Source organism: Kibdelosporangium phytohabitans (assembly GCF_001302585.1).
Taxonomy (GTDB): domain Bacteria; phylum Actinomycetota; class Actinomycetes; order Mycobacteriales; family Pseudonocardiaceae; genus Kibdelosporangium; species Kibdelosporangium phytohabitans.
In genome coordinates this window covers 2,676,302-2,701,432 of the sequence record NZ_CP012752.1, presented here as the reverse complement: position 1 = coordinate 2,701,432, position 25,131 = coordinate 2,676,302, and the positions used below count along the sequence as shown (strand labels likewise).

The 25,131-nt window shown below is 68.9% G+C and carries 23 protein-coding genes; 7 read left to right on the top strand and 16 right to left on the bottom strand.

Features of this window, described 5'->3' with window-relative positions; all coding sequences use genetic code 11:
* Positions 1 to 12 precede the first annotated feature (12 nt).
* The 5 genes from AOZ06_RS12395 to AOZ06_RS12375 form a co-directional block, all read right to left on the bottom strand.
* Positions 13 to 741, bottom strand: a complete 729-nt coding sequence (locus AOZ06_RS12395; protein ID WP_054289566.1) for an amino acid ABC transporter ATP-binding protein — start codon at positions 739 to 741, stop codon at positions 13 to 15.
* Positions 741 to 1,604 carry an amino acid ABC transporter permease gene (locus AOZ06_RS12390; protein WP_054289565.1) on the bottom strand — a complete coding sequence of 288 codons (864 nt, stop codon included), beginning with the start codon at positions 1,602 to 1,604 and terminating at the stop codon, positions 741 to 743. The genes AOZ06_RS12395 and AOZ06_RS12390 overlap by 1 nt, the downstream gene beginning before the upstream one ends.
* Complete coding sequence (locus tag AOZ06_RS12385; RefSeq protein WP_225954841.1) at positions 1,601 to 2,050, bottom strand: GNAT family N-acetyltransferase; 450 nt, start codon at positions 2,048 to 2,050, stop codon at positions 1,601 to 1,603. Before AOZ06_RS12385 ends, AOZ06_RS12390 begins: the two co-directional genes overlap by 4 nt.
* Before the next feature lie 100 nt (positions 2,051 to 2,150).
* Positions 2,151 to 3,695 (bottom strand): acetolactate synthase large subunit, encoded by a 1,545-nt coding sequence (locus AOZ06_RS12380; RefSeq protein WP_054289563.1) that lies wholly within the window; start codon positions 3,693 to 3,695, stop codon positions 2,151 to 2,153.
* A gap of 18 nt (positions 3,696 to 3,713) precedes the next feature.
* Entirely contained in the window at positions 3,714 to 5,087 is a 1,374-nt protein-coding gene (locus tag AOZ06_RS12375) for an FAD-binding oxidoreductase (RefSeq protein ID WP_054289562.1), read from the bottom strand.
* Positions 5,088 to 5,333: 246 nt separating this feature from the next.
* On the opposite strand from AOZ06_RS12375, the gene AOZ06_RS12370 reads away from it, so the two are divergent.
* On the top strand, positions 5,334 to 5,882 hold the full coding sequence (locus AOZ06_RS12370; protein ID WP_054289561.1) for an rRNA adenine N-6-methyltransferase family protein: 549 nt from the start codon (positions 5,334 to 5,336) through the stop codon (positions 5,880 to 5,882).
* A gap of 65 nt (positions 5,883 to 5,947) precedes the next feature.
* Entirely contained in the window at positions 5,948 to 6,826 is an 879-nt protein-coding gene (locus AOZ06_RS12365) for a S1 family peptidase (RefSeq protein ID WP_054289560.1), read from the top strand.
* A gap of 56 nt (positions 6,827 to 6,882) precedes the next feature.
* Here AOZ06_RS12365 and tuf read toward each other — a convergent pair whose 3' ends face one another.
* Positions 6,883 to 8,064: an elongation factor Tu gene (tuf, locus tag AOZ06_RS12360; RefSeq protein WP_054289559.1), complete on the bottom strand. Its 1,182-nt coding sequence runs from the start codon at positions 8,062 to 8,064 to the stop codon at positions 6,883 to 6,885.
* A gap of 235 nt (positions 8,065 to 8,299) precedes the next feature.
* The gene (locus AOZ06_RS12355) at positions 8,300 to 9,307 is read right to left on the bottom strand and encodes a beta propeller repeat protein (RefSeq protein ID WP_417999949.1); all 1,008 of its coding nucleotides are present in this window, start codon (positions 9,305 to 9,307) and stop codon (positions 8,300 to 8,302) included.
* A 172-nt stretch (positions 9,308 to 9,479) separates the two neighbouring features.
* On the opposite strand from AOZ06_RS12355, the gene AOZ06_RS12350 reads away from it, so the two are divergent.
* Positions 9,480 to 10,025, top strand: a complete 546-nt coding sequence (locus tag AOZ06_RS12350) for a DM13 domain-containing protein (protein ID WP_083471646.1) — start codon at positions 9,480 to 9,482, stop codon at positions 10,023 to 10,025.
* Positions 10,026 to 10,029: 4 nt separating this feature from the next.
* Here the strand turns inward: AOZ06_RS12350 and AOZ06_RS12345 are convergent, their stop codons facing one another.
* Both AOZ06_RS12345 and xylB read right to left on the bottom strand, forming a co-directional pair.
* Positions 10,030 to 10,521: a methylated-DNA--[protein]-cysteine S-methyltransferase gene (locus AOZ06_RS12345; RefSeq protein WP_054296608.1), complete on the bottom strand. Its 492-nt coding sequence runs from the start codon at positions 10,519 to 10,521 to the stop codon at positions 10,030 to 10,032.
* 58 nt (positions 10,522 to 10,579) lie between these two features.
* The gene (gene xylB / locus AOZ06_RS12340) at positions 10,580 to 11,857 is read right to left on the bottom strand and encodes a xylulokinase (RefSeq protein ID WP_083471645.1); all 1,278 of its coding nucleotides are present in this window, start codon (positions 11,855 to 11,857) and stop codon (positions 10,580 to 10,582) included.
* A 115-nt stretch (positions 11,858 to 11,972) separates the two neighbouring features.
* Here xylB and AOZ06_RS12335 point away from each other — a divergent pair, with 115 nt between their 5' ends.
* Positions 11,973 to 12,935 (top strand): lipase family alpha/beta hydrolase, encoded by a 963-nt coding sequence (locus AOZ06_RS12335; RefSeq protein WP_054289557.1) that lies wholly within the window; start codon positions 11,973 to 11,975, stop codon positions 12,933 to 12,935.
* On the opposite strand, the gene AOZ06_RS12330 is transcribed toward AOZ06_RS12335, so the two are convergent.
* Together AOZ06_RS12330 and AOZ06_RS12325 are read right to left on the bottom strand one after the other, a co-directional pair.
* Positions 12,925 to 13,719 carry an esterase/lipase family protein gene (locus AOZ06_RS12330; RefSeq protein ID WP_054289556.1) on the bottom strand — a complete coding sequence of 265 codons (795 nt, stop codon included), beginning with the start codon at positions 13,717 to 13,719 and terminating at the stop codon, positions 12,925 to 12,927. The genes AOZ06_RS12335 and AOZ06_RS12330 overlap by 11 nt on opposite strands.
* Before the next feature lie 49 nt (positions 13,720 to 13,768).
* Positions 13,769 to 15,364: a phytoene desaturase family protein gene (locus AOZ06_RS12325; protein WP_054289555.1), complete on the bottom strand. Its 1,596-nt coding sequence runs from the start codon at positions 15,362 to 15,364 to the stop codon at positions 13,769 to 13,771.
* A gap of 157 nt (positions 15,365 to 15,521) precedes the next feature.
* On the opposite strand from AOZ06_RS12325, the gene AOZ06_RS12320 reads away from it, so the two are divergent.
* The 3 genes from AOZ06_RS12320 (at position 15,522) to AOZ06_RS12310 (ending at position 17,768) form a co-directional block, all read left to right on the top strand.
* Positions 15,522 to 15,944, top strand: a complete 423-nt coding sequence (locus AOZ06_RS12320; RefSeq protein WP_054289554.1) for a hypothetical protein — start codon at positions 15,522 to 15,524, stop codon at positions 15,942 to 15,944.
* A 123-nt stretch (positions 15,945 to 16,067) separates the two neighbouring features.
* Positions 16,068 to 17,423, top strand: a complete 1,356-nt coding sequence (locus tag AOZ06_RS12315) for a polysaccharide lyase 6 family protein (protein ID WP_054296607.1) — start codon at positions 16,068 to 16,070, stop codon at positions 17,421 to 17,423.
* A gap of 9 nt (positions 17,424 to 17,432) precedes the next feature.
* Complete coding sequence (locus AOZ06_RS12310; protein WP_054289553.1) at positions 17,433 to 17,768, top strand: cupin domain-containing protein; 336 nt, start codon at positions 17,433 to 17,435, stop codon at positions 17,766 to 17,768.
* Positions 17,769 to 17,772: 4 nt separating this feature from the next.
* On the opposite strand, the gene AOZ06_RS12305 is transcribed toward AOZ06_RS12310, so the two are convergent.
* The 5 genes from AOZ06_RS12305 to AOZ06_RS12285 all read right to left on the bottom strand — a co-directional run bounded on the left by AOZ06_RS12305 (position 17,773) and on the right by AOZ06_RS12285 (position 25,087).
* A complete protein-coding gene (locus AOZ06_RS12305; RefSeq protein ID WP_054289552.1) occupies positions 17,773 to 20,262 on the bottom strand; it encodes a DNA gyrase/topoisomerase IV subunit A in 2,490 nt (829 codons plus the stop codon).
* A gap of 50 nt (positions 20,263 to 20,312) precedes the next feature.
* Positions 20,313 to 22,364, bottom strand: a complete 2,052-nt coding sequence (locus tag AOZ06_RS12300; RefSeq protein ID WP_054289551.1) for a DNA gyrase/topoisomerase IV subunit B — start codon at positions 22,362 to 22,364, stop codon at positions 20,313 to 20,315.
* Positions 22,365 to 22,447: 83 nt separating this feature from the next.
* Positions 22,448 to 23,266, bottom strand: a complete 819-nt coding sequence (locus AOZ06_RS12295; RefSeq protein WP_063810340.1) for a GNAT family N-acetyltransferase — start codon at positions 23,264 to 23,266, stop codon at positions 22,448 to 22,450.
* Between the two features lie 42 nt (positions 23,267 to 23,308).
* Positions 23,309 to 23,974: a class I SAM-dependent methyltransferase gene (locus tag AOZ06_RS12290; RefSeq protein ID WP_083472613.1), complete on the bottom strand. Its 666-nt coding sequence runs from the start codon at positions 23,972 to 23,974 to the stop codon at positions 23,309 to 23,311.
* Between the two features lie 75 nt (positions 23,975 to 24,049).
* On the bottom strand, positions 24,050 to 25,087 hold the full coding sequence (locus AOZ06_RS12285; protein WP_054289548.1) for an SDR family oxidoreductase: 1,038 nt from the start codon (positions 25,085 to 25,087) through the stop codon (positions 24,050 to 24,052).
* Between the last annotated feature and the right edge of the window lie 44 nt (positions 25,088 to 25,131).

Below are 25,131 nucleotides of genomic sequence, written 5' to 3'. Positions count from 1 at the left end.
GGGGATCTCCTTCTACAGGACCTTGCTGAGGAAGGCACGGGTGCGTTCCTCGCGGGGGTTGTCCAGCACGTCCGCGGGCGTGCCCTGTTCGACGATCTGGCCTTCGTCCATGAACACGACGGTGTCGGCGACCTCGCGCGCGAATCCGATCTCGTGGGTGACCACGACCATCGTGGTGCCGCCGCGGGCCAGGTCCTTGATCACGTCCAGCACCTCGTTGACCAGTTCGGGGTCGAGCGCCGAGGTGGGCTCGTCGAACAGCAGCAGCTTGGGGCGCAGGGCGAGGGCCCGTGCGATCGCCACCCGCTGCTGCTGGCCGCCGGACAGCTGCCTCGGGTACGCGTCCGCCTTGTCCACGAGGCCGACGCGGTCGAGCAGCGCGAGGCCGTCGGCTCTGGACAGCCGTGGCGACTCCACCACGTTCTCGATCACGGTGAGGTTCGTGAACAGGTTGAAGTTCTGGAACACGAACCCGATCCCCCGGCGCTGCTTGAGGATCTCGGCTTCTCTGAGCTCGTGGAGCTTGTTGCCGGAACGCCGGTAGCCGATCAGGTCGCCGTCCACGCTGACGAAGCCGCGGTCGAGCCGTTCGAGGTGGTTGATCGCGCGCAGCAACGTCGACTTGCCGGAACCCGAGGCGCCGATGATCACGGTGACCTCGCCCGCCGCCACGTCGAGTGTGATGCCACGCAACACGTGCAGCGCGCCGAAACTCTTGTGCACACCTTGGATACGCAGCATCAGCGCCGGACGCCCTTCCCGTAGTGCCGCTCGACGTAGTGCTGCACGATCGACAGGACCGAGGTGATCAGCAGGTACCAGAACGTGGCCACGAGCAGCAGCGGGATGACCCGGCCGTTGCGGGTGTAGATCACCTGCACCTGGTAGAACAGCTCGGGCAGGGCCATGATGTAGACGACCGACGTGCCCTTGACCATGCCGATGATCTCGTTGGCCGCGGCCGGGACGATCGTGCGCATCGCCTGCGGCAGCACGATCCGGAAGAACTGACGGCGCCGCGGGATGCCCAGTGCCGCCGCGGCTTCCCGTTGCCCGGCGTCGACGCTGATGAAACCCGACCGCACGATCTCCGCCGAGTACGCCGCCTGGTGCAGCGACAACCCGAGCGCTGCGGCTGCCAGCGGCGGGATCAGGTCCTGGGTGCCGACCGAGAAGAACGACGGCCCGAACGGGATCCCGAACGACAGCTGGTTGTACAGGATGGCCAGGTTGTACCAGAACAGCAGCTGCAGGATCAGTGGCACGGAACGGAAAATCCAGATGTACGCCCAGCTGACGGCACGCAGCAGCGGGCTCGACGACATGCGCATCAACGCGAACACCGTGCCCAGCACGAAACCGATGACGATGCCCAGCGCGGTCAGCTCGATCGTCAGCAACACGGCTTCCAGCACCGACGGGTAGAAGACGTAGTCGGCGAAGGTCGGCCAGTCGAACGCCGTGTTGGTGACCAGCGCGTGCCCGGCCATCGCCAGCAGCACGAGGACCACGGCGCTGAACACCCAGCGCCAGGGATGCCGTACCGGCACCACCCGTAACGCGGATTCCTCCTCGACCTCCGGCGCGCGCGTCGCGGTACTCATGGCACGCTCGGCACGGGCAGGAGTTTGTGGAACGGCAACGGCTTCTCAGCAGGTGGACTGTCCACATCGAACAGAGGATGGTATCCGGTCGCCAGGTAGAGATCCCGCGCCTCGGGCTGACGCGGACCGGTGGTCAGGAAAATCCTGGTATATCCCCGTTTCACCGCCTCGCGTTCCAGCTCGGCGACCACGACGGCGGCGAGGCCGCGCCTGCGGTGCGCGGAGTGCGTCCAGATCCGTTTGAGTTCGGCGGTGTCGCCGGAGTAGCGCTGGAACGCGCCGCCCGCGATGGCCGCGTCGTTCTCGACCAGCAGCACGAACGCCCCGTCCGGTGGGGCGAACCGGTCGGCGGGATAGGTTTTCAGGTCCTCGTGCAGCCGTCCGTAGCGTCCGGTGTACTCCCGCACGAGGTCCTCGAGCAGCGGTTCCACGAGCGGATCGCTCATGTGAACATGCCGGACTTCAAAGCGCGACATGGCGCCGGACGCTACGGACGGCTTCGACGCAGCGTCAACGAATCCCAGATGATGGTCTTCGTTGCTACGTTCAGAACAAAGTCGGCACGATCGCCTCGATAACGTGCGGCCCTTCCTTGCCTTGCGCCGCACGGAACTGCTCGGCCAGCTCCTCGGCGGTCGTGGCACGGGTCGCCGGGATGCCCATGCCGGTGGCCAGTGCCACGAAGTCCAGGTCCGGGCGGGACAGGTCGAGCCAGTCCAGCGCCTTGGGCCCGGTGCTCTCCGCGCCGACCCGCTGCAGCTCCAGCTTGAGGATCGCGTACGAGCGGTTCGACAGGACCACAGTGGTGACGTTCAGGTTCTCGCGGGCCATCGTCCACAACGCGGACGCGGTGTACATCGCGCTGCCGTCGGCCTGCAGGCAGATCACCGGGCGGTCCGGGCACGCGACCGCGGCGCCGACCGCGTTGGGCAGGCCGAAACCGATGGAGCCACCGGTCAGCGTCAGCACGTCGTGCTTGGGCGCACCGGCGGTCGCGGTCGGCAGCAGCAGGCCCGAGGTGTTCGACTCGTCGATGATGACGGCGTTCTCCGGCAGCAGCGCGCCGATCACGTCCACCCAGTTCTGCGGGGTCAGCTCACCGGTGGGCAGTTCGGGCCGGTTCTCGGCCTGCAGCACGGGCTCGACATCCGGCGCAACGATCGCGGCGACGGCTTCCAGTGCCGCCGTGATGTCGTCGCCCGGCTCGGCGAGCACGTGGACCTTGCAGTCGTCGGGTACGAGGTCGCTGGGCTTGCCGGGGTAGGCGAAGAACGACACCGGGGACTTCGTCCCGGCCAGCACCAGGTCGCGCACATCGGTCAACTGCCAGGTGACCTGCTCGGCCAGGTAGCCGAGTCGTTCGAGAGCGGGCACACCGGCGCCACGCTCGATGCGCGCCGGGAAGGTCTCGGCGAACAGTTTCACGCCCGTGGCCTGGGAGATCCGGTTGGCCGCGCGGATCGCGCGCTCGCGCGTGCCCACGTTGCCCAGCAGGATCACGGTCGACTCGCCGGACCGCAGCACGTCGACGATCGACTGCACCACGTTGTCGGCGACAGTCGGCCGGACCGGGGCGTCCAGCGGCGCCGCGGGCTTGCCGCCATCGCCCCACGAGATGTCCGCGGGCAGGATCAGCGTGGCGATCCGTCCCGACCGCGCCACTGCCACGGCTTCAGCGGCGTCCGCGGCGAGAGCCTCGGTGGACGCGCTGGTCCTGGTCCAGCCGACCGTGCCGGACAGCGACTCGATGTCCGACTCCAGCGGGGCGTCGTACTGCTTGTGGTACGTCGCGTGGTCGCCGACGACGTTGACGATCCCGGTCCGCGCGCGGCGCGCGTTGTGCAGGTTCGCCAGGCCGTTGGCCAGACCCGGGCCCAGGTGCAGCAGCGTCGCGGCTGGTTTCCCGGCCATCCGGGCGTAGCCGTCGGCCGCGCCGGTCACCGCGCCTTCGAACAGCCCGAGGACGCCGCGCATCTCGGGGACGGCGTCCAACGCGGCGACGAAGTGCATCTCGGAGGTGCCCGGGTTGCCGAAGCAGACGGTCACGCCCGCGTCGACGAGCGTGCGGAGGAGGGCCTGTGCGCCGTTCATGGTCTCGCGAACTCCAACTCAGTCGAAAAGGACACCGGGGTTGAGGACGCCGGCCGGGTCGAACGCGGTCTTGATCCGCCGCATCAAGTCCACTTTGGCCGGATCGGTCAGCGCGGCGAACCGCTCGGCGTGCTTGCGGCCGATGCCGTGCTCACCGGAGATCGCGCCGCCCAGGTGCACGCCCGCCTCGAACAGGCCGTGCAGCACGCGTTCGCGTACCTCGCTGTCCTTCTGCAGCACGGCGAGGTGCACGTTGCCGTCACCGGCGTGCCCGCAGCCGATGACGAACGTGTTGTTCTCCTGTGCGATGGCGCGGACGCGTTCCATGAACTGCGGCAGCGACGCACGCGGGATCACCGTGTCGATGATGTCGTCGGCGCCCGCTTCCTTGGCCGCCCAGAACGCCTTCTCCCGCGCGTCGATCAGCTTGCCCGCGGCCGTGCCCTCCAGGACGTAGACGTCCTTGGCGCCCAGGCCCGACAGCAGTTCACCGACTTCGGCGACGTCCTCGTCCAGCCGGTCGGCGGTCCGGCTCTCCAACTGGACGACCAGGTACGCGTGCGCGGTCTCCTTGACCTCGTCGGGAATCCCGAGCTGCAACTGGGCGCGGTAGGTGATCGCGCCCATGGTCAGGCCGTCGATGTACTCCACGATCAACGGGCCCAAGCCGCTGGCCACGACCTTCGGCACCGCCCGCGCCACCTCGTCGAGGTCGGCGAACGGCGCCAGCACCGTGCCCTGGTGCGGCAGGCGCGGCTGGAGTTTCAGCACGGCCTCGGTCACCAGCGCCAGCGTGCCCTCGGAACCGATGATCAGCTGGGTGAGGTCGTAGCCGGTGCTCGCCTTGACGAACTTCCCGCCGGTGCGGATCAGCTCACCCGTGGCCAGGGCGGCTTCCAGGCCAAGGACGTTGTTGCGGGTGACGCCGTACTTGATGGCACGCATCCCGCCCGCGTTCGTGCCGACGTTGCCGCCGATGCTCGCGCTGAGCTCCCCGGGGTAGACCGGGTACACCAGGCCGTGCTCGGCCAGCTTGCCGTCCAGGTCCTCCAGGCTCACGCCCGGCTGCACCACGGCGACGTGGTTCTCGGTGTCGATCTCCAGGATCGCGGCCATCCGCTCGAACGACACCAGCAGCCCGTCCTCGCGAGGCCGCGCCGCGCCGGACAGGCCGGAGCCCGAACCGCGCGCGGTGACCGGGATCCCCAGCTCAGTGGCGGTTTTCAGCAGCTGCGCGACCTGGTCGGCCGTCTCGGGCAGTGCGACGTACGCCGGTTTCACCGGGTCGTTGCTCAATGCCTCGTCGTGCGCGTAGTCCTCGCCGATCGCCTCGCCTGTCAGCAGGTGATCGGCTCCCACGATCCCGGACAGCCGCGCTGCCATGTCCGCCACTGGACGCTCCCTTCATACCCGCCGGTAACAGTATCCCGTCGGGCGGAAAACCGGTTGTGCCTGATTGATAACGTCGGGGACGTGGCATGTTTCTGCGCGAGCAGGTTGCGGCGCCGCTGAGGCGCGCGACCTTCGTCCCCACCTGCTGATCTCCAGCTGAGCCCGGTTCACCCGGCTCGGCGGGTCGTTGTCGCCTCCGAACAACAGCGCTCATCCGAACCCTCTGTTCCGCGCTGGAGCCGACACATGCTTCCCCACGCCCGCACGGGTGTCCACGTCCTGTCCGCACACGCCGTCATCCGGCGGCTGATCCGGTCGTCCGGGGTCGGGCCGGACGACCTGGTGATCGACTTCGGAGCCGGTCCCGGCACGATCACCGCGCCACTGGCCGCGACCGGGGCCCGCGTCCTCGCTGTCGAACGGGACGTGGCGTTCGTCCACAGACTCACCCGGCGATTCGCCGACCAGCCGCTCGTCAAGGTGGTGCACGCCGACCTGCGCACGGTGCCGTTGCCCGGCCGGGACTTCTCCGTCGTGGCCAACATCCCGTTCGCACTGTCCACTGTGCTGCTCCGGCGGCTGCTCAACCGGCGGCGGCGTTCGCTCGCCGCCGCCGACCTGGTGGTCGAATGGGGCTTCGCCCAGCGGATCGTGGCCGCGCGGACCCCGGAAACCGCCAAGTGGTCCGAGAAATACGAGTTGCGGGTCGCGGGACGGATCCGCCGCACCGACTTCCGCCCGGTCCCCCGCGTGGACTCGGCGCATCTGGTGATCCGGCGAAGAGGCCGCGAATGAGCTGAACCGAACCCCGCCAACCACTCGTATGGGTGGTGAGGCGCTTACTTCGGGAAGGGCATCGGATGCGCAACACGCACAGGAAGATCACCAGGAAGAAGGTCATCATCGCGGCGGCGGGCATCGCCGTGGCGGCAGCGGCGGCCTTCACCATCCCCCAGGCCAGTGCCAAGGACTCCCGGGCCGTGCCGAGCCTGGACGAGATGCGCGGGATGACCGGCACCGCGTGGGCGGTCGACCCCGACACCGGCCAGACCCTGGTCACCGCGGACAGCACCGTCGACACCGACCGGTGGAGCGCGCTGGTGTCCCACAGCAACGACAAGGTGAAGGTGCAGCGGGCGCCCGGCAAGTTCAGCCTGTTCGCCGAAGGTGGTGACGCGATCTTCGCCGGTGGGGCACGGTGTTCGCTCGGGTTCAACGTGACCATGAGCAACGGCGCGCCCGGCATCCTCACCGCGGGCCACTGCACGGCGGGCGGGCGGAACTGGTCGACCGCGCAGGGCGGCCGGGCTGTCGCCACCGTCCAGTCGTCGACGTTCCCCGGAAACGGGGACTTCGCCTTGCTGTCGTACAACAACGTCGGCACCCAGGCGCCGAGCGCCGTGGACACCGGCGGCGGGCGGATCGTGCAGATCACGCGGGCCGCGAACGCGCGCGTGAACCAGAACGTCCTGCGGATGGGCAGCACGACCGGGCTGAACGGTGGCCGGGTGACCGCGTTGAACGCCGCCGTGAACTACCCGGAAGGCCGGGTCACCGGGCTCATCCAGACCACGGTGTGCGCCGAACCCGGCGACAGCGGCGGCCCGCTGTTCACCCAGGACGGCACCGCGCTCGGACTGACCTCGGGCGGATCCGGCAACTGCACGGCCGGTGGCGTGACGTTCTTCCAACCGGTCACCGAGCCGCTGCAAGCCTTCGGCGCCAAGATCGGCCAGTAAAGCTCGTGAGTGGTTGGTCCGGTTCTAACCGGACCAACCACTCACGAGTGTTCTTCTCAGTCGAGGATCTCCGCCACGGTGCCCGCGGCCACGGTCAGGCCGCCCTCGCGGATGGCGAAACCCTGGCCCTTGCTCAGCGCCACCGGCTTGCCGAGGTCGACGACGAACTCGGCACTGTCACCCGGCAGGACCATCGCCGTGCCGAGCGTCAGCGCGCCAGGCACGTCACTGGTCCTGAAGTGGAACTGCGGCCGGTAGTTGTCGTGGATCGGCTTGCGCCGCCCGCCTTCCTGCTCGGTCAGCACGTACGCGTCCGCCCGGAACCGCCGGTGCGGCGTGACGCTGCCCGGCAGCGCCAGCACCTGGCCGCGCCGGATCTGGTCGCGCTTGACGCCACGCAGCAGCACCGCGGCGTTGTCACCCGCCTCGGCCCGCTCCAGCGACTTGCCGAACATCTCCAGCCCGGTCACCACGCTCGAGAACGTCTCGTCCAGGCCGACCACCTCGACGGTGTCGCCGAGCTTGATCGTGCCCTGCTCCACCGCACCGGTCACGACCGTGCCGCGACCGGTGATGGTCATCGTGTTCTCCACCGGCATCAGGAACGGCAGGTCGAGACGCCGCACCGGAGTCGGCACGTGCTCGTCCACCGCCGCAAGCAACTCCACGACCTTCTGCTCCCACCCCGGGTCGCCCTCCAGCGCCTTCAGGCCGGAGACGCGCACGACCGGGACCGAGTCGCCGTCGAAGCCGTAGCGGCTGAGCAGCTCACGGACCTCCAACTCGACCAGGTCGAGCAGGTCGCCGTCGGCCACCATGTCCGCCTTGTTCAGCGCGACCACGATGTGCTCGACGCCGATCCGCCGCGCGAGCACCACGTGCTCACGGGTCTGCGGCATGGAGCCGTCCTCGGCGGACACGACCAGGATCACGCCGTCGAGCTGGGCGGCGCCGGTGATCATGTTCTTGACGTAGTCGGCGTGCCCCGGCATGTCGACGTGGGCGTAGTGCCTCGCCGGCGTCTCGTACTCGACGTGCGAGATGTTGATCGTGATGCCCCGGGCGATCTCCTCGGGCGCACGGTCGATCTTGTCGAAGGCCACGTACTTCGTGCCCGCACCGTCGCGCGCGAGCACCTTGGTGATCGCGGCGGTCAGCGTGGTCTTGCCGTGGTCGACGTGACCCATCGTGCCGATGTTGACGTGCGGCTTGCTGCGCACGTAAAGCTGCTTGCTCATTGTTCCCTGGATTTCCTGGAAGCTGGACGCGGAACCCGCGAAGCCGGCAACCCTCCTCCTCGGGTTCCGCGCAGGAAGGTGCGGAGGGGAGGAGGGTCAGCTATCCAGTGCTGCCAACACGGATGCCGACAACGCGCTCAGCAGGTTCAAGCCTGCGAGCGTCGCGAAGTCGGACATCGGGAACACAGCGGAGGACTGTAGCTCAGCCACAGTCCTCCGCCAATCGGTTTTCCGGTTACCTCAGGGTGAGCTTGGCGACGCGTCCCTTCTCACCGGCGGCCCAGCAGGAGGCGTCCCTGCCGCAGTCGACGGTGTCGAAACTGCCGGAGTCGAACTGGAACCAGCGGTTGCCGTTGTCGAGGCTCACGTCGCTGCCGGTCGGCCCGACCGCGAGGATCGCGAACGGCAGGTACGGCACGTAGGTGGCGCCGGAGCGGTAGCCCTTCGGTGCCCGCGCGGACTTCGTCCACGACTTGCCGCCGTCGCTCGTGCGCGCCGCCGCGTCCTTGGTCGGGTTGACCGGGTCGAAGTCGCCGCCGACCGCGACACCTGTCCGCGAGTCGCGGAACGCCAGCGAGAACACGCCCGCGCTCGGCCCGCTCTGCAGCGGGGTGTCGCTCACGGTCCAGGTCAGGCCCCGGTCCCTGGTGTGGAAGGCTCGTGCTTTGGCGTCGCCGCCGGTCGCGATCCACGCGTCCTTCGGTCCCGAGGTGACCAGGCACTGGCCGCTCGCGGCGAACGCGAACTCCTTCGGCTGCGCCGCGGGCATTCCGTTGGTGGGCAGTACTTTCCAGCTCTTGCCGCCGTCGTTGGTCGACAGGACGCGGAACTTGCCGTCGACCGGGTCGCTCAGCGCGAGGCCGTTGCGCCGGTCGAAGAAGCCGATGCAGTCGTAGAACGCTTTCTCGTCGGTGTTGCGGAAGGACTCGGCCCAGGTCCTGCCGCCGTCGGTCGTGCTGTAGATCCGGGACTTCTGGCTCTCGCCGATGCTCAGCGCGACGGCGTTGTCCGCGTCGAACGCCTCGATGTCGCGGAACTCCAGGGTCTCGGTGCCGGGCGGGCCGACCTTGGCCCACGTCCGGCCGCCGTCGGTGGTCCGCAGGACCGTGCCGAGGCTCCCGCTCGCCCACGCCGTGCGGCCGTCCACGACGGACAAGCCGCGCAGCCGTGCCTCCGACCCGGTCGGGGTGAGCTGCCACTTCGGTCCGTGGGATCCGTCCGGAGCAGCGTTCGCTGGTGCCACAGCCGTGATGAGCAACACGGCTGCGCACGACACACTGGATAAAGCACCCATCCACCTCATGCGCGCGGAAATTACCAGGGGGTACCCACCCCGGCCACCGCCAAGAGTGTTGTAAGAATCCGGTAAGGGCGTTTCGCCGCCTTTCAGCCGCCATGGGCCTTCTAATGGACGTATGCGAGCACTGTTTCGGAGGAAGATCACCTGGGCGGCGCTGACCGTGGTCGCGGTCGCGGGGGCGTTCGCGCTGTGGGCGTTCCAGCCGTGGCGGCTGTTCACCAGCAGCACGATCGACGAGGCGCTGCCGGTCGCCGCCACCGCCCCGCCCGGCACGGCCCAGACCTCCAGCACGTCCAGTGCTCCCGCGGCACCCGCCGGACCGAGGCAACTGGCGTCCGGGTCGTTCGTCGCGCAGGAGCACGCCACGTCCGGTCAGGCCGCCGTGCTCGAACTGCGGGACGGGCAACGGGTGCTGCGGCTGACCGGGCTGTCCTCATCGGATGGACCGGACCTGCACGTCTGGCTGACCGACGCGGCCGCGGGCGGCGACTGGTTCAAATACGACGACGGCCGCCAGGTCAAGCTCGGCTCGCTCAAGGCGACCCACGGCAACCAGAACTACGTCATCCCACCGGGGACCTCGCTCGACGGCCTGCGCAGCGTGGTCATCTGGTGTGACCGGTTCAACGTGGCCTTCGGCTCGGCCCCGCTGCAGTTGTAGGCCGCTAGTTGTATGACAGCGTGTCGCCGCGTTCGAAGTCCAGCAGGAACCGCTTGCGCTCGATCCCGCCGCCGTAGCCGGTCAGGTCGCCGGTCGAGCCGACCACCCGGTGACACGGCACGATGATGCTGATCGGGTTCTTGCCGTTGGCCAGGCCGACCGCACGGGACGCGGTCAGCGTCTTGCCGAGCCGCAGCGCCAGCTCGCCGTAGGAAACCGTTTCGCCGTACGGGATGTCGCACAGCGCTTGCCACACTGTGCGCTGGAAGTCCGTGCCGTGGAAGGTGACCGGCACGTCGAACGTGGTCCGGTCACCGGCGAAGTACTCGTCGAGCTCCTTGACGACCTCGCCGAACGGTTCACCGTCCCAGTGGCCGAACGTCTCCTGCTGCGGGCGGTGCCGCTGCTGCTCCATGTACAGGCCGCTCAGCACGCCGTCCGTCGCGACCAGCGTGAGCTTCCCGACCGGGCTGTCCACCACGGTGTGACACCTCATCTTCGACATGGTGCCAGTCTGATTCCCGCGAGCCGCGTCGGCTGGCGGGAATCGGCCATCACCATGCCGGGTACTGGCCGGTGAGCGCCCACGTCGCCTGGCGGGCGGCGCCCACGGCCACGTACTCCGCGGGTTCGGGCACGTCCACGGGCAGACCGAAGACCTCCGGCGCGACGGCTCGCACCGCGGCCGACCGCGCACCCCCGCCGATCAGCAGAACCCGTTGCGCGGCAAGTCCGGCGGTGCGCAACGCGGCCAGCCCGACACCGAGCCCGCCGAGCATCCCCTCGACCGCCGCACGGGCCACGTTCGCCGCGGTCATGTTGTCGCGCCGCATGTTCAGCAGCGATCCGGTGGCGTCCGGCAGGTTCGGCGTGCGCTCACCATCCAGGTAGGGCACGAACTCCAGCCCACCCGCGTCCTCGACCGACAGGGCGAGATCGTCCAGTTCGGACAGTTCGACACCGAGCATCCGCGCGGTGGCGGTGAGCACGCGCGCCGCGTTCAACGTGCACACCAGCGGCAGGAATCTGCCTGTGGCGTCGGCGAATCCGGCTACCGCACCGGTGTCGTCCGGGGTGATCTCACCGGCGACGCCGAACACCGTGCCGCTCGTGCCGATCGAGACGGCCACGTCACCGTCGTCGAGCCGGAGCCCCAGCGCGGCGGCCATGTTGTCGCCCGTGCCCGCCGAGACGAGCATTCCGCCGGGCGTGCGCCCGGCGGGCTCGTCGGGAGCGAGCACGCGCGGCAGCCGGGGCACCCGGCCGAACGCCTTGGTCAGGATGTCCTCGCGGTAGACGCCCTGCGTGGCGGAGTAGTAGCCGGTTCCGGAGGCGTCACCGCGGTCGGTCACCAGTTCGCCGGTGAGCTTCCACGTCAGCCAGTCGTGCGGGAGCAGGACCGTGGCGACGCGGGCGGCGAGGTCCGGCTCGTGTTCGGCGAGCCACCTCAGCTTGGTCACGGTGAAACTGGCGACCGGCACCGAGCCGACCGCTTTCGCCCACTCCCCCGGCCCGCCGAGCTCGCGGGTCAGGTCCTCGGCGGCTCCGGCCGAGCGGGTGTCGTTCCACAGCAGCGCGGGCCGGACGACCTCGTCGCGCTCGTCGAGCGCGACCATGCCGTGCTGCTGACCGCCGACGCCGATCGACATGACGCCGTCGAGCAGGCCGTCGGCGGTGGCTTCCTCGAACGCCCGCCACCACTTGTCCGGATGAACCTCGGAGCCGTCCGGGTGGGGTGCCCTGCCTTCGCGCACGACCTGCCCGGTCTCCGCGTCGCACACGACGACTTTTGTTGACTGGGTTGACGAGTCAACGCCCGCGACCAACGCCATCGGGACATCTTAGGCGGGAATTCGTTCATCGCTTGAACTGATCGTGAACCATTGACAGCGGGTGTGCGCCCCGTCACCATCAGTTCGCCTACTCGTGAGTAGATAGGAGTCTCCCGTGCGTCCAGCTTTCCTCGGCAGCGTTGCCGTGGCCCTGGCGCTCGCGTTGGGCACGACCAGTGCCGTCGCCAGCCCCATCGACACCGTGGATGCGGAGTACCCGGTGCCCTACGGCCTGGCGGGTTTCGCCAAAGCCGCGCAGGCGCAGCTCACCCAGCCCGGCTCCGCCCCGCCCGGTGCGAACAACTGGTCGTGCAAACCATCCGCCGCCCATCCCGACCCGGTCGTGCTCGTGCACGGCGCCAGCGCGAACATGACCGTGAACTGGCAGACGATCTCTCCCCTGCTCGCCAACAACGGCTACTGCGTCTTCGCGCTGACCTACGGCGTCCCACCCGGGACACCGTTCCCGATCAACCAGATCGGCGGCCGCAACCCGATGGAGCACAGCGCCGCCGACCTCGGCGCGTTCATCGACCGCGTGCTCGCCAGGACCGGCGCGGAGAAGGTCGACATCATCGGCCACTCCGAGGGCAGCCTGATGCCCAACTACTACGCCAAGTACCTCGGTGGCGCGCCGAAGATCAGCGACTACGTCGGCCTCACCCCGCTGTGGGACGGCAGCAACGTGCTCAACCTGGCCAGGCTCTACGCACTGGCCCGCCAGTTCGGCCTCGGCCCGATCATCGACGGCATCGTCGACCTGGTCTTCCCGGCCGCACGGCAGTTCCTGGCCGGCTCCGACTTCATCGTCAAGATGAACGAGGGCGGCGTGGCCGCACCCGGCGTCAAGTACACGATGATCATGACGAAGTACGACGAGGCCGTGATCCCGTACACCAGCGGCCACCTCGACAGCCCCAACGCGACCAACGTCGTGCTGCAGGACCTATGCGAACAGGACCGCGCCGGTCACGGCATGGTCGCGTTCGACCCGAACGCCACCCAGGTCATCCTCAACACACTCGACCCGGCCAACGCCAAGCCGGTCAAGTGCCACGCGGTCCCGGTCAGCCCGTGACCCGTCCGGGGAGGGGCGGCGTCGCCGCCCCTCGCCGGTCCCCGGCCCAACCGGCCAGGCGCGGCGCCAAAGCCCGGTAGAAAGCCGGGGACAAGCCCATGCCGATGTGACTCGACTCGATCTCGACCCATTCCGCGCACGGATCCAGGCACAACTGCCACGGCACGATCCCGTCGGACCTGGAGAACACCGACACAGCGGGGATTCCGTCAGGCAAAGCCGCCGCCAGCGCGGCACTGTTGGTCTGGAAGCAGGCACCGGCGAGGCAGTCCTCGGCCAGCAGGCCCGGCACGCCCACCGCCGAGAGCCGCGTCAGCCACCACGCGGTACGCACCGCTTCGGGTTTCGCACCAAGCGGATCAAGCACCGGCGTACCGAACATGAACAACCCGCGCACCAAGTCCGGGCGGCGCGCCGCCAGCAGCCGGCCGAGCCAGCCACCGCGGCTCTGACCGAGCACGATCACCTTGCCACCGCACACCTCCGCGTGCCGCACCAGTCTCCGCTCCAGCCGGTCGACCAACTCCGTCGTGCACCCGACGTTGAACCCGATCCGCGCTCCCACCGGACGGTAACCCCGAGCCGTGAGCCATCTCGCGGCCAGCGCGAGACTCTGGTCGGGAAACCCGAAACCCGGCACCAGGAGGACACCGGTACCGCGGCCCGCACCGGGATCGGCCGTCCGCCACACAGGATCGCGCAACAGCCTGCCGATGCCGCGCAACGCCAACGTGACCTTCTCCTGGTTGCGCGAACGCACCCGCGGCTGCAGCAGTGTCCACATTGCTATCAGATACCCGGTGTGCGACAACACAAAACGCCCCGACCGGGCGTCACCCGTAAACGACGCGGTTGACCAAACGGTTCATCGCCACGTACCCCCCGCCGGTCCACTTCGCCCGCGCCAGCGCCGCCCGGGCGGCGTTCGCACCGGCCGCGCCGTGCACCGCGCCACCGGGATGCGCGGACGCACCAGCCACGTACAAGCGGTCGATCGGGGTGTCCGCCCGGCCGCTGCCCGGAACCGGACGGAAGACCAACTGCTGGTGGATCGCCGCAGTCCCCTGGTTGACCGCGCCGTCGACCAGGTTGGCGTTGCGGTCCTGCAAGTCCGACGGGCCGCTGACGGCGCGTGCCGTGATCAGGTCCCGGAAGCCGGGGGCGTGTTTCTCGATCACCTGCTCGATCCGGTCCGCGCGGCGGCGCAGCCGATCGGCTGACCACCGCTGCCCCCTCGGCACGTGGGTGTACGCCCACATCGACTCGGTCCCCTCCGGCGAGCGGGCCGGGTCGGTCGTGGTCATCTGGCCGGCCAGCAGGAACGGGTTGCGCGGGATCCGGCCGCACGCGAGGTCGTTGCTGTTGCCCGCCAGCCCGTCGAGATCCCCGCCCAGGTGCAGCGTGCCCGCCCGCGCGGCCTCCGGCGCGGTCCACGGCACCGGGCCGGCCAACGCCCAGTCCACCTTGATCGTGGCGTCGTCCCAGTCGAACCGCCCCAGGTCGGACACGAGCCTTCCCGGCAAATGCTCCTCGCCGACCAGGTCCAGGTACAGCAGTGGCGCCGGAACATCAGCAAGGACCGCACGGCCCGCACGCACGAGCTCGCCGTGCTCGTCGCGCACGCCCACCGCCGCACCGCTCCCGAGAAGCACCTTGGTGACGCGCCTGCCGCACGCGACCCGACCGCCACGCGCGGACAGCCGTGCGACCAACGCGTCCGTCAGGCATCCCGCGCCACCCTCCGGCACGGGGAACCCCACGTCCTGGCCGAGCATGGTCAGCAGCCAGCCGAACATCCCGCCCGCGGACTGGTCCGGCCCGAGATCGGTGTGCATCGCGTTGCCCGCCAGCAGGATCTTGCCGCCGTCCCCGGCGAACCACTCCTCGCCGAGCCTGCGCGCGGGTAACGTCGCCATCCGCACGAACCGCAGCAGCTCGGCGCTGCCCAGCTCGCGCAGCAACCCACGCAAGGCCCGGACTGGCGGGAACGGCCCGGTCACCGCGGCCAGCAGCGGGTCGCGGATCCGCTGCCACTTGGCGAACTCGGCACGCCATACATCGCCGTCCCCAGGAGCGAACGCCTCCAGAGACTTCGCCGTCGTGGTCAGGTCGCGCGACAGCAAGGCCACCCGGTCGTCGGGGAACACGTGCGCGAGCACTTCCGGCGCGTGCCGCCACGTCAGGCCGTGCCGCTCCAGGCCGAGCCGGTCGAACACCGGTGACGCCGCGCCGAGCGGGTAGAAGGCGCTGAACAGGTCGTTGCGGAAACCGGGGGCGGTGATCTCGCCGGTGCGCACCGCGCCACCGGGCTCGGCCGCGGCCTCCAGCACCAGTACCGACCAGCCCGCGTCCGCCAGGATGTTCGCCGCGACCAGGCCGTTCGGTCCCGACCCGATGACCACCGCATCCGCTGTCTCGATGTCCGGCATGACTCTGAGTACCACACCCCACCGACATCGATGCTCGGTTCGGCCGAGCGCCAGACGGGCACGTTTGCATGTAGTGTGCGACGAAACCGGCCTGTGTGCGCGAGCGTTGTTGCCTTCCCCGGCTCCAGAACGGACGACACATCCGATGTTTACGCTGATGAGGAAGATCGGCGTGGCGGTTGCCGCCGCCACGGTGCTCCTGAGCGCCGCGTGCACGCAGGTCAGCGAGGGCAGACAAGTCCAGATCCCGACCTTCGGCGGCACCCCGCCACCGGTGGCGACGGAGACCACGACGACCCCGTGGACGCCCACGTGGGAAGCGAGCATCCCCACGGTCGCACCGGCGATCAAACCGACGGCCGGCAAACCGCCGGTCCCGAAACCGACGACGACGAGACCTCCGGTCACCACCACGGCCCCGCCGCCCACGTTCACCATCCCCGAGATCCCCGGTGTGCCGTTCGCGCGGGAAGGCACGCGGTGCCCGCGGGAAGGCGCCGTCGCCATCACGAAATCGGGCTCGCCCCTGGTGTGCGTGCGCTCCGGCCGCGGCGACCAGCTGCGCTGGCGCCAACCCTGAGGACCCGCCCCTGTTCCGGTGAACGGGACTTCGGCCGCACATATTGACCACTGACCCGATGAATGCCTAACGTTCAGGTGTCCGCCGCCAACGGAGAAAGACGTTTCGAGGAAGTTGGCGATGATGCGACACGGACCCGTGGTCCTCACCCTGCTCGCCGGCATGGTCCTGCTGCCCGGCGAAGCCGCCGCGGCGACCATCCGCGTGACCAGTCTCCCCGCCCTGCAGAACGCGTTGAACTCGGCGAACCCCGGCGACCGGATCGAACTGGCCGACGGCAGCTACAACGCGACGAGCGCGATCCAGATCAAGCGATCCGGCACAACGGGCAAACCGGTCACGGTGACCGCGGCGAACACCGGCCGCGCGGAAATCCGCGGCTCGACCGGGTTCTCGTTCGCGAACGGCGTGAACAACGTTGTGCTGCAAGGATTCAACCTCCGGCACAGCGGCTCCGTGTCGATCCCGGCCGACGCGCACCACATCCGGCTGACCCGCAACACCGTGCAGCTCAGCGGCGACGGCAACTGGGTCACGGTGAACGGCGACGACGTCGAGGTCGACCGCAACACCTTCCAGAACCGCAGCACCGCGGGAGTTTTCCTGCAGGTCGCGGGACCAGGCGACGACGTGGCCAAACGCACCAGGATCCACCACAACTACTTCTACAACCACACGTTCGGCGGCGCGAACGGCGGCGAGTCGATCCGTTTCGGCTACAGCCACAAGCAGTCGTACTCCTCAGGCGGGTTCGTGGAGTACAACCTGTTCGAGAAGGCCAACGGTGACCCCGAGGCGATCTCGGTGAAGGCGTCCGAAACCACAGTGCGCTACAACACCATCCGTGACAGCAAGGGCTACATCGTGCTGCGCCACGGCAACCGGAACACCGTCGAGGGCAACGTCATCTTCGGCGAATCGGGAATCCGGTTCCACGGCAACGACCACAAGATCGTCAACAACTACGTCGCCGCGACCGGGCAGCGCGCGATCGTCTTCGGCAAAGGCTCCGAAGCCGACAGCGGCCCGACCAGCACCGGGCACGACCGCCCCGACCGCGTCACGGTCGCGTTCAACACCGTCCTCGGTACCAGCGCGGTGATCGACAGCGACAGCGGCGACTTCAAGCCCAAGGACTGCGTGGTGGCCAACAACGTCATCGTCGGCACCGGCGGCCCGCTCGTCGACATGGCCGACGGATCGACCGTCCGCTACGAAGGCAACATCGCCTGGGGCGGCAGCGCCGGAATGCCCAACGGCTACCGCTCGGTGGACCCCAAGCTGGTGCAGGACTCCCACGGCATCTCACGGCTCGCCGCGGGCAGTCCCGCGATCGACACCGCCGCGGGCACGTACTCCTCCGTGACCAAGGACATGGACCTGCAGACCCGCTCCGGCAAGTACGACGTCGGCGCCGACGAACTCGGCGGCTCCCGCAAACCGCTCAACAAGTCGGACGTCGGCCCCTCAGCTCCCTAAGCTGCGGCAATGCAGATCATCAAAGGTGCCGGCGAATGGAACCCGCCCACAGGCGCGGAGAACGACTGGGTGGAGAACCTGCGGGTGCCGGACTTGTCCGTGGGGACGTACTGCATCCCCGTGGGCGGCGTGGACACCCAGAGCCCGCACACCGAGGACGAGATCTACGTGGTCACCTCCGGCCGCGCGAAGATAGTGACACCGGACCACACGGCCGAAATCGGCCCCGGTGCCGTGATCTTCGTCCCGGCCGGTGAGGACCACCGCTTCGAGGACATCACCGAGGACCTGGCCCTGCTGGTGGTGTTCGGTCCTGCGTACGGCAGCCGCACGCAGGACCAGTGACCACTCAGTCCCGTTCGATGATGTGCCCGACGACATCCGGGCCCGGGTGAGCGTGCCCGGAGCCGTCACGGCGCAGGTCGGGCTCGGGCAGTTCCACGGCTGAGCCGGTGCTGGACGCACCGGCCGGTCGTGGCCCGACCCAGGCCAACGCGAGTCGCGTCTCGCCTTTGAGGAACCGGTGCGTGCGGACACCGCCCGTGGCACGCCCCTTAGCCGGGTACTCCGCGAACGGAGTGACCTTGACGCTCATCCCGGTCGAGGTCACGACCATGGGCTCGCCGTGCTCGTCGTCGTCGGTGCGGACCGCCCCGAAGAACACGACCTCCGCTTCCTTGCCCAAGTTGATGCCGGCCATCCCGCCGCCCTTCAGACCCTGCGGCCTGACCAGCGACGCGGCGAACCGCAGCAGCGACGAGTCCGACGAGACGAACGCGACGGTCTCGGTGCCGTCCTTGAGCCAGGTGGCGCCGACGATCTCGTCGCCATCCTTGAGCGTGATCACTTCGAACTCGTCCGACCGCACCGGCCACTCCGGCGCGCAGACCTTGACCACACCGTGCTTCGTGCCGACCACGAGACCCGGCGAGCCCGCCCCCTGCTCGCCCAGCGGCGCGATGCCGACGACCTTCTCACCCTTCTCCAACGGCACGAGCTCCTTGGCCGCCATGCCACCGCCGAGCGACACCGTCCCGGGCGCCTCGGGCAGCACCGGCAACGGCAGCACGTCCGTCTTGAACGCACGGCCCTGGTTGGTGACCAGGAGGATCTGGCCGCGTGCCGTCGAGTGCACGACCGCCGCGACCGTGTCGTGCTTGGCCCTGCCGTTGCGGCGGCGGGCCTCGTTCGACTCCTCCGACTCCGCCGCGGTCCGGGCCACCAGGCCCGTCGCGGACAGGATCACCTGGCACGGGTCGTCGGCGACCTCCAGCGGACCAGCCGGTTTCGACGCGGCCAGCACCTCCTTGAGGTCACCGTCGATCAACGCGGTCCGGCGCTCGGTCGTCAGCTCCTTGGCGACCTTGGCCAGCTCCGACGAGACGACCTTGCGCAGCACGGCGTCGTCGTCGAGGATCTTGGACAGCTCGGCGATCTCCGCGTTCAGCTTGTCCTGCTCGTCCTCGAGTTCGATCCGGTCGAACTTGGTCAGCCTGCGCAGCGGCGTGTCCAGGATGTACTGCGCCTGGATCTCGGACAGCTTGAACTGCTTCATCAAGCCGTCCTTGGCGTCCGCCGCGTTCTCGCTGTTGCGGATCAGCCGGATCACCTTGTCGATGTTGATCAGGGCCTTGAGCAGGCCCTCGACCAGGTGCAGGCGCTCCTCGCGCTTGCGGCGGCGATAACGCGTGCGCCGCGTGACGACCTCGTAGCGGTGCTTGAGGAAGACCTCCAGCAACGCCTTGAGCCCCAGCGTCCGCGGCTGGCCGTCCACCAGCACCAGGTTGTTGATGCCGAACGACTGCTCCATCGGCGTCAGCCGGTACAGGTCCGCCAGCAGCGCCTGCGGGTTCACGCCGACCTTGCACTCGATCACCAGCCGGGTGCCGTTCTCCCGGTCGGTGAGGTCCTTGACGTCCGCGATCCCGGTGAGCCGCTTGGACTTGTTCACCTCGTCGGTGATCTTCTCGATGATCCGCTCGGTGCCGACGCCGTACGGCAACTCGGTGACCGTGATCGCCTGGCGGCCACGGCTGCCCTCCAGCAGCCCGGTCTCCGCACGGGCCCGCATCCGCACGACACCGCGGCCGGTCTCGTAGGCCTTGCGGACCTCGTCGAGCCCCAGCAGCATGCCGCCGGTGGGCAGGTCCGGCCCCGGCACGAACTCCATCAGCTTGTCCAGCGAGGCATCCGGGTGGTTGATCAGCCAGCGCGCCGCGGTCACGACCTCACCGAGGTTGTGCGGGATCATGTTGGTCGCCATCCCGACCGCGATGCCGGAAGTACCGTTCACCAGCAGGTTCGGGAAAGCCGCGGGCAGCACGGACGGCTCCTGCAGCGAACCGTCGTAGTTCTGCCGGAAGTCGACAGTGTCCTCACCGAGTTCGCCGACCAAAAGCATCGCCTCAGGCGACATGCGCGCTTCGGTGTACCTGCTCGCCGCCGGGCCGTCGTCCGGGCTGCCGAAGTTCCCGTGGCCGTCGATCAGCGGCGAGTTGAGCGAGAAATCCTGCGCCATCCGCACCATGGCGTCGTAGATCGCCGTGTCACCGTGCGGGTGGTAACGGCCCATCACGTCGCCGACGACACGCGACGACTTCACGTACGCGGTGTTCGGGCGTTGCCCGTTCTGCTCCATCGAGAACAGGATCCGGCGGTGCACGGGCTTGAGACCGTCACGCGCGTCCGGCAGGGCGCGGGAGTGGATGACCGAGTAGGCGTACTCCAGGTAGGAGTCCTCGATCTCCGTCTTCAACGAGTTGTCGATGACTGTGGCGCCCGCGCTGTCGAACGCGCTCGGATCGACCCGTGTGGTCGTGGTGCCTTTGCGGCGTGCCATTGGTCAGTGCTCTCTCTGTCCTGAAGGCTCTCTCGGTCCTGAAGAAGCGGTCAGACGTCGATCGCTTCGCGGTCCACCCGGCTGGACGACTCGACCAGCCAGTTGCGCCGCGGCTCGACCTTCTCGCCCATCAGCAGTTCCAGTGCGTCCTCGGCGGCCTGCGCGTCGTCCATGGTGATCCGGCGGACCGAGCGGGTGGCCGGGTTCATCGTGGTCTCCCACAACTCGTCCGCGTCCATCTCGCCGAGGCCCTTGAACCGGGGCACGGGGGTGACGACCTGCTTGCCCGCCTTCTCCAGCGCGGCGACCGTGGTCTCCATCTCGCGCTGGGTGAAGGTGAACGTGGTCTGCGCGTTGCGGCCCTTGGTGACGACCTTGTGCAACGGCGGCATCGCCGCGTACAGCCTGCCGTCCTCGATCACCGGCCGCATGTACTTGGCGAACAACGTGATCAGCAGGGTCCGGATGTGCGATCCGTCGACATCCGCGTCGGCCATCAGGATCACGCGGCCGTAGCGCATCTGCGGCAGGTCGAACGTGCGACCCGAACCCGCGCCGAGCACCTGCACGATCGAGGCGATCTCGGCGTTGCGCAACGTGTCGGCCAGGCTCGCCTTCTGCACGTTGAGGATCTTGCCGCGCAACGGAAGCAACGCCTGGTACTCCGACACCCGGGCCATTCTGGCCGAGCCGAGGGCGCTGTCGCCCTCCACGAGGAACAGCTCGCTGCGGGCGACGCCCGTGGTACGGCAGTCGACCAGCTTCGGTGGCATGGCCGCGCCTTCCAGCGCGGTCTTGCGCCTCGCGGCGTCCTTCTGCTGCTTCTGCGTCAGCCGCACGCGGGCCGCGTCGACGATCTTCTGCAGCACGACCTTGGCTTCGGCCTTGGTCTTGCGGTCCTCGGTCCACGACTTGACGTACCGCTCGACGATGCCCTGGATCACCTTGGTGATGCCCGCCGTGGACAGCTCGTCCTTGGTCTGCGAGGTGAACTGCGGTTCGGGGATGCGCACGTGGATGACCGCGGTCATGCCTTCGAGCACGTCGTCGAGCTGCGGTGGGTCCTCTTTGGGCTTGAGCAGTCCGCGCGTCTTGGAAATGGCTTCCTGCAACGACTTCAGCGCCGCGCGCTCGAAGCCCTTGCGGTGCGTGCCGCCGTGCATGTTGCGGATCGTGTTGGTGAACGACTCGACGATCCGGTCGTAGCCGGTGCCCCACCGGAACGCGATCTCGACGTCAGCCTGGCGTTCCACTTTGGACCGCATCACGCCGTTCTCGTCGGCCGCGTTCTCGAAGTACGTCCCGGTGCCCCGGATCAGCAGCGTGCCGGTGACGCCCTTCTCCCCGTCCGGCGCGAGGAACTCGACCATGTCGGTCAGGCCGTCGGGGAAGTGGAACGTCTCCTCCTCGATCGCGCCTTCCGACGCGTCACGCAACACGTACGTGACACCCGGGACGAGGAACGCCGTGTTGCGCAGCTTCGACCGGACGGCCTCTTTGTCGAGCGCGGCGCCGTTCTCGAAGTAGCGCGCGTCGTGCCAGTAGCGGATCGAGGTCCCGGACGCCTCGCCGCGCTTCATCTTGCGCACGAGGACGAGGCCCGGTTGCTTGGTGAACTTCGCCTTGGGCCCCGGCGCGTCGAAGACGCCCGCGACGCCCTGCGCGAACGAGATCTCGTGGACCTTGCCCTCGTGCTTGACCGTGACGTCGAACCGGTGCGACAACGCGTTCACCGCGGACGCGCCGACCCCGTGCAGACCGCCGGAGGCCTTGTAGCCGGAGCCACCGAACTTGCCACCGGCGTGCAGCCTGGTCAGCACCAGTTCGACACCGGACAACCCGGACTTCTGGTGCACGCCGGTGGGAATGCCCCGGCCGTCGTCGTCCACCTGCACGCTGCCGTCGGCGTGCAGGGTGACCACGACGCGGGTGGCGAACCCGGCGATGCCCTCGTCGGTGGAGTTGTCCACGATCTCGGTGAACAGGTGGTTGACGCCGCGGCTGTCGGTCGACCCGATGTACATCCCCGGGCGCTTGCGGACAGCCTCAAGCCCTTCGAGGTGCGTCAGGTCGTCGGCCCCGTAGGTGGTCTCGGCTGTCACGACGTCGCTCTCCCCAAGAGTCGTTTGCTAGGTACGGCGTGCAGAAGAGTAGCCGTACCCACCGACAGTCTGTTCGAAGACTCTCAGCCAGTCGCGAGTGTGAGAGGCAGGAACAGGCGCTCCCTGTCACCGGGCAGCGACGCTCCGTACACCATCGCGGTGGTGTCGAACTCCCGCTCGGCACCGTGACTCTCCAGCCATTCACGCAGCTCAGGGTGGGTGTCGGCGAGGTGGAACCGGATCGGCTGGTCGCTCCCGGCGGCCAGATCGGCGATCAGATCCCGCGCCGTCCGCTCGTCGGTGGCGACGAGGGGCCCGATTGCCGTGTTGTCCACGTTACGCCAGGCGGCACCGTATCCACGAACACCGTCCGTGCCCTCGATCACACGCACCTGGTCGGCCGCCGACAGCACCGCGCGCAGCACGTGCTCCCTCGGCGCGCCGAACACGGCCGCGTCCAGCCGCACCATCGCCGGAACGTCCTCAATGGACACTGGGCGGGATCCGCCGGACGGCGGCAGCCGCAGGTCACCGGCGTACCTCGTGCACTCGCCGACAGACCGGAATCCGAGTTTCTCGTACAACGGCTTGCCGAACCTGGTCGCGGTCAGCCAGGTCGACTCCGTCCCGCCGTCCGCGATGGCGTGTTCCATCAGCCGCGTGCCCAGCCCCTGCCTGCCGAACCCCTCCGCGACGAGCATCATGCCGATGGCCGACAACCTGGTTCCGTACCTGGTCGAGACCACACACCCGGCGAGCCCGCCGCCCGGGTCGTCGATCCCGAACACGGCACCGATCTCGAACATGAGGGTCCAGACCCGCCTGTCGGGCGTCCAATCCCGTGACACGGCCAGAGCGAGGCAGTCATCCAGTCGTGTGATGTCGATGCGCTTGATCAGCATCGGGTCACGGTACAAACGGGCTGACCGGCGGACCAGGGGTTTTCAGCCGCTGACGATCAACCGGAACCCCGCGTCGTACTCGTCGAGCTCCAGCAGCTCGGCGTGCTTCTCACGCCAGGTGCCGTCGGCCACGTCGGAGCGCAGCCGCGCCAGTCCCCGCTCGACCGCCTCGCGAGGCGCCTGGGCCAGCGCCGAGCACGTGTCCCGCACGGTCAGGTACGCCTCTGGCCTGCGCCAGTACGCCGGGAAAACACCGTCAGTGAAGTCCCACGGCAAGGGCAGCGGGATCATGCTGTCCGCGCCGAGTTCGGCGGCGATGTCCGGCGCGGACGGCCGGGACAGCTCCAGCTCGGCGATCTGCGGCACGTACTCGCGGACGAACCAGAACTCGGCGTGCAGCCGGGTGTCGTAGGCGAGCACGACCCGGCGCGGGGCGACCCGGCGCAGCTCGGCGATCCCCCTGCGCCAATCGGACCAGTGGTGCACCGTGAGCACGGCCAGCGCGGCGTCCACCGCGCAATCCCTGACAGGCAAGGCTTCCGCGACGGCACGGACGACCGGGGCGGCGTCCGCACCCCGCTGGCCGACCATCTCGCCGGACGGCTCGACCGCGTAGACCACCCGATCGGCTGGTTCGTAACTGCCGGCGCCCGCGCCGACGTCGAGCACGGTCCCGGCTTCCTCCAGCGCGGCGAGGATCGCCGACATCCAGCGCGGGTCGGTCCGCCGCGCGGTCGCGTAACCGACGCCGATCGAGTCGTAGAGCACGAGCCGAGCCTAGGCTCAGGGAATCACCTTGCGCCGCCGGAAATCCGCGAAGATGTCGAGGAACATCCGCTCGGTGTCGACGAACTCGTGGAAGCCGAGCCGGCGCGCCTTGCTGCCGTCGGCGAGGAAGTCGTAGTCCCACGAGAAAACGAAGTCACCGAAACCCCATGACGAGACTTCCTTGTACGTGTGCGGTGCCAGGTCGTGCTTGGCGACCATCGCGTCCCACAGCGGTTGCTTGTCGGCCATCACGTCCTCGAGCCGCATCCGCAGCGGCGGCGCTGTCTCCATCTCGAAGACCCGGGCGATCCTCGGCCACATGTCCGGCCACCGGAACAGGTCGCCGTTGTTGATGTTGAACGCCTGGTTCGCGGCGGCGGCCGAGGTGGCGGCCCACACCGCGGCCTTGGCCAGCAGGCCGGCGTCGGTCATCTCCAGCAGCGGCCCGTACGCGCCCGGTGCGCCCGGGAACCGCAGCGGCAGGCCGAGTTCCTTGGACATGGCCGCGTACACCGCGATCACCATGGCCAGGTTCATCGGGTTGCCGAGTGCGAAGCCGGTGACCACGGACGGCCGCAGCGCCGACCACGTCCACGTGCCGGACCGTTGTTCCAGCAGCTCCTGCTGGGAGACGTTGAACTCGGGCGGCATGTGGCCTGCGTCGTCCTCACGCGCCGGTGTCTTGAACGGGCCGAGGTGCGCGCCGTAGACCTTGTAGCCCTGCATGAGGTTGACGTGCCGGATGAACGGGTCGACCGCGTCGACGACGTTGGCCAGCATCTCGACGTTGGGCCGCACGAGCCCGGACCACGTCGGGCGGTCCTGGAAGGCCGCGTAGAACACGTGCGTGGCCTCGGTGAGGCCGCCGAGCGTGGCCTGGGTGCCGGCCGGGTCGAGCAGGTCGGCGGACACGTAGCGGACCTTGCCGGTGTCCTGCCCGCCGCGCCGGGACACGCCGATCACCCGCCAGTCGTCCAGAGTAGCCAGGTGGTCGATGAGATTGCTGCCGATGACACCGTTCGCGCCGATGACCATGGCGACCTTCTGTTCCATGCCTCGATCTTGAGCGCGCCGCGACCATAAGTCCAAGTCTTCAT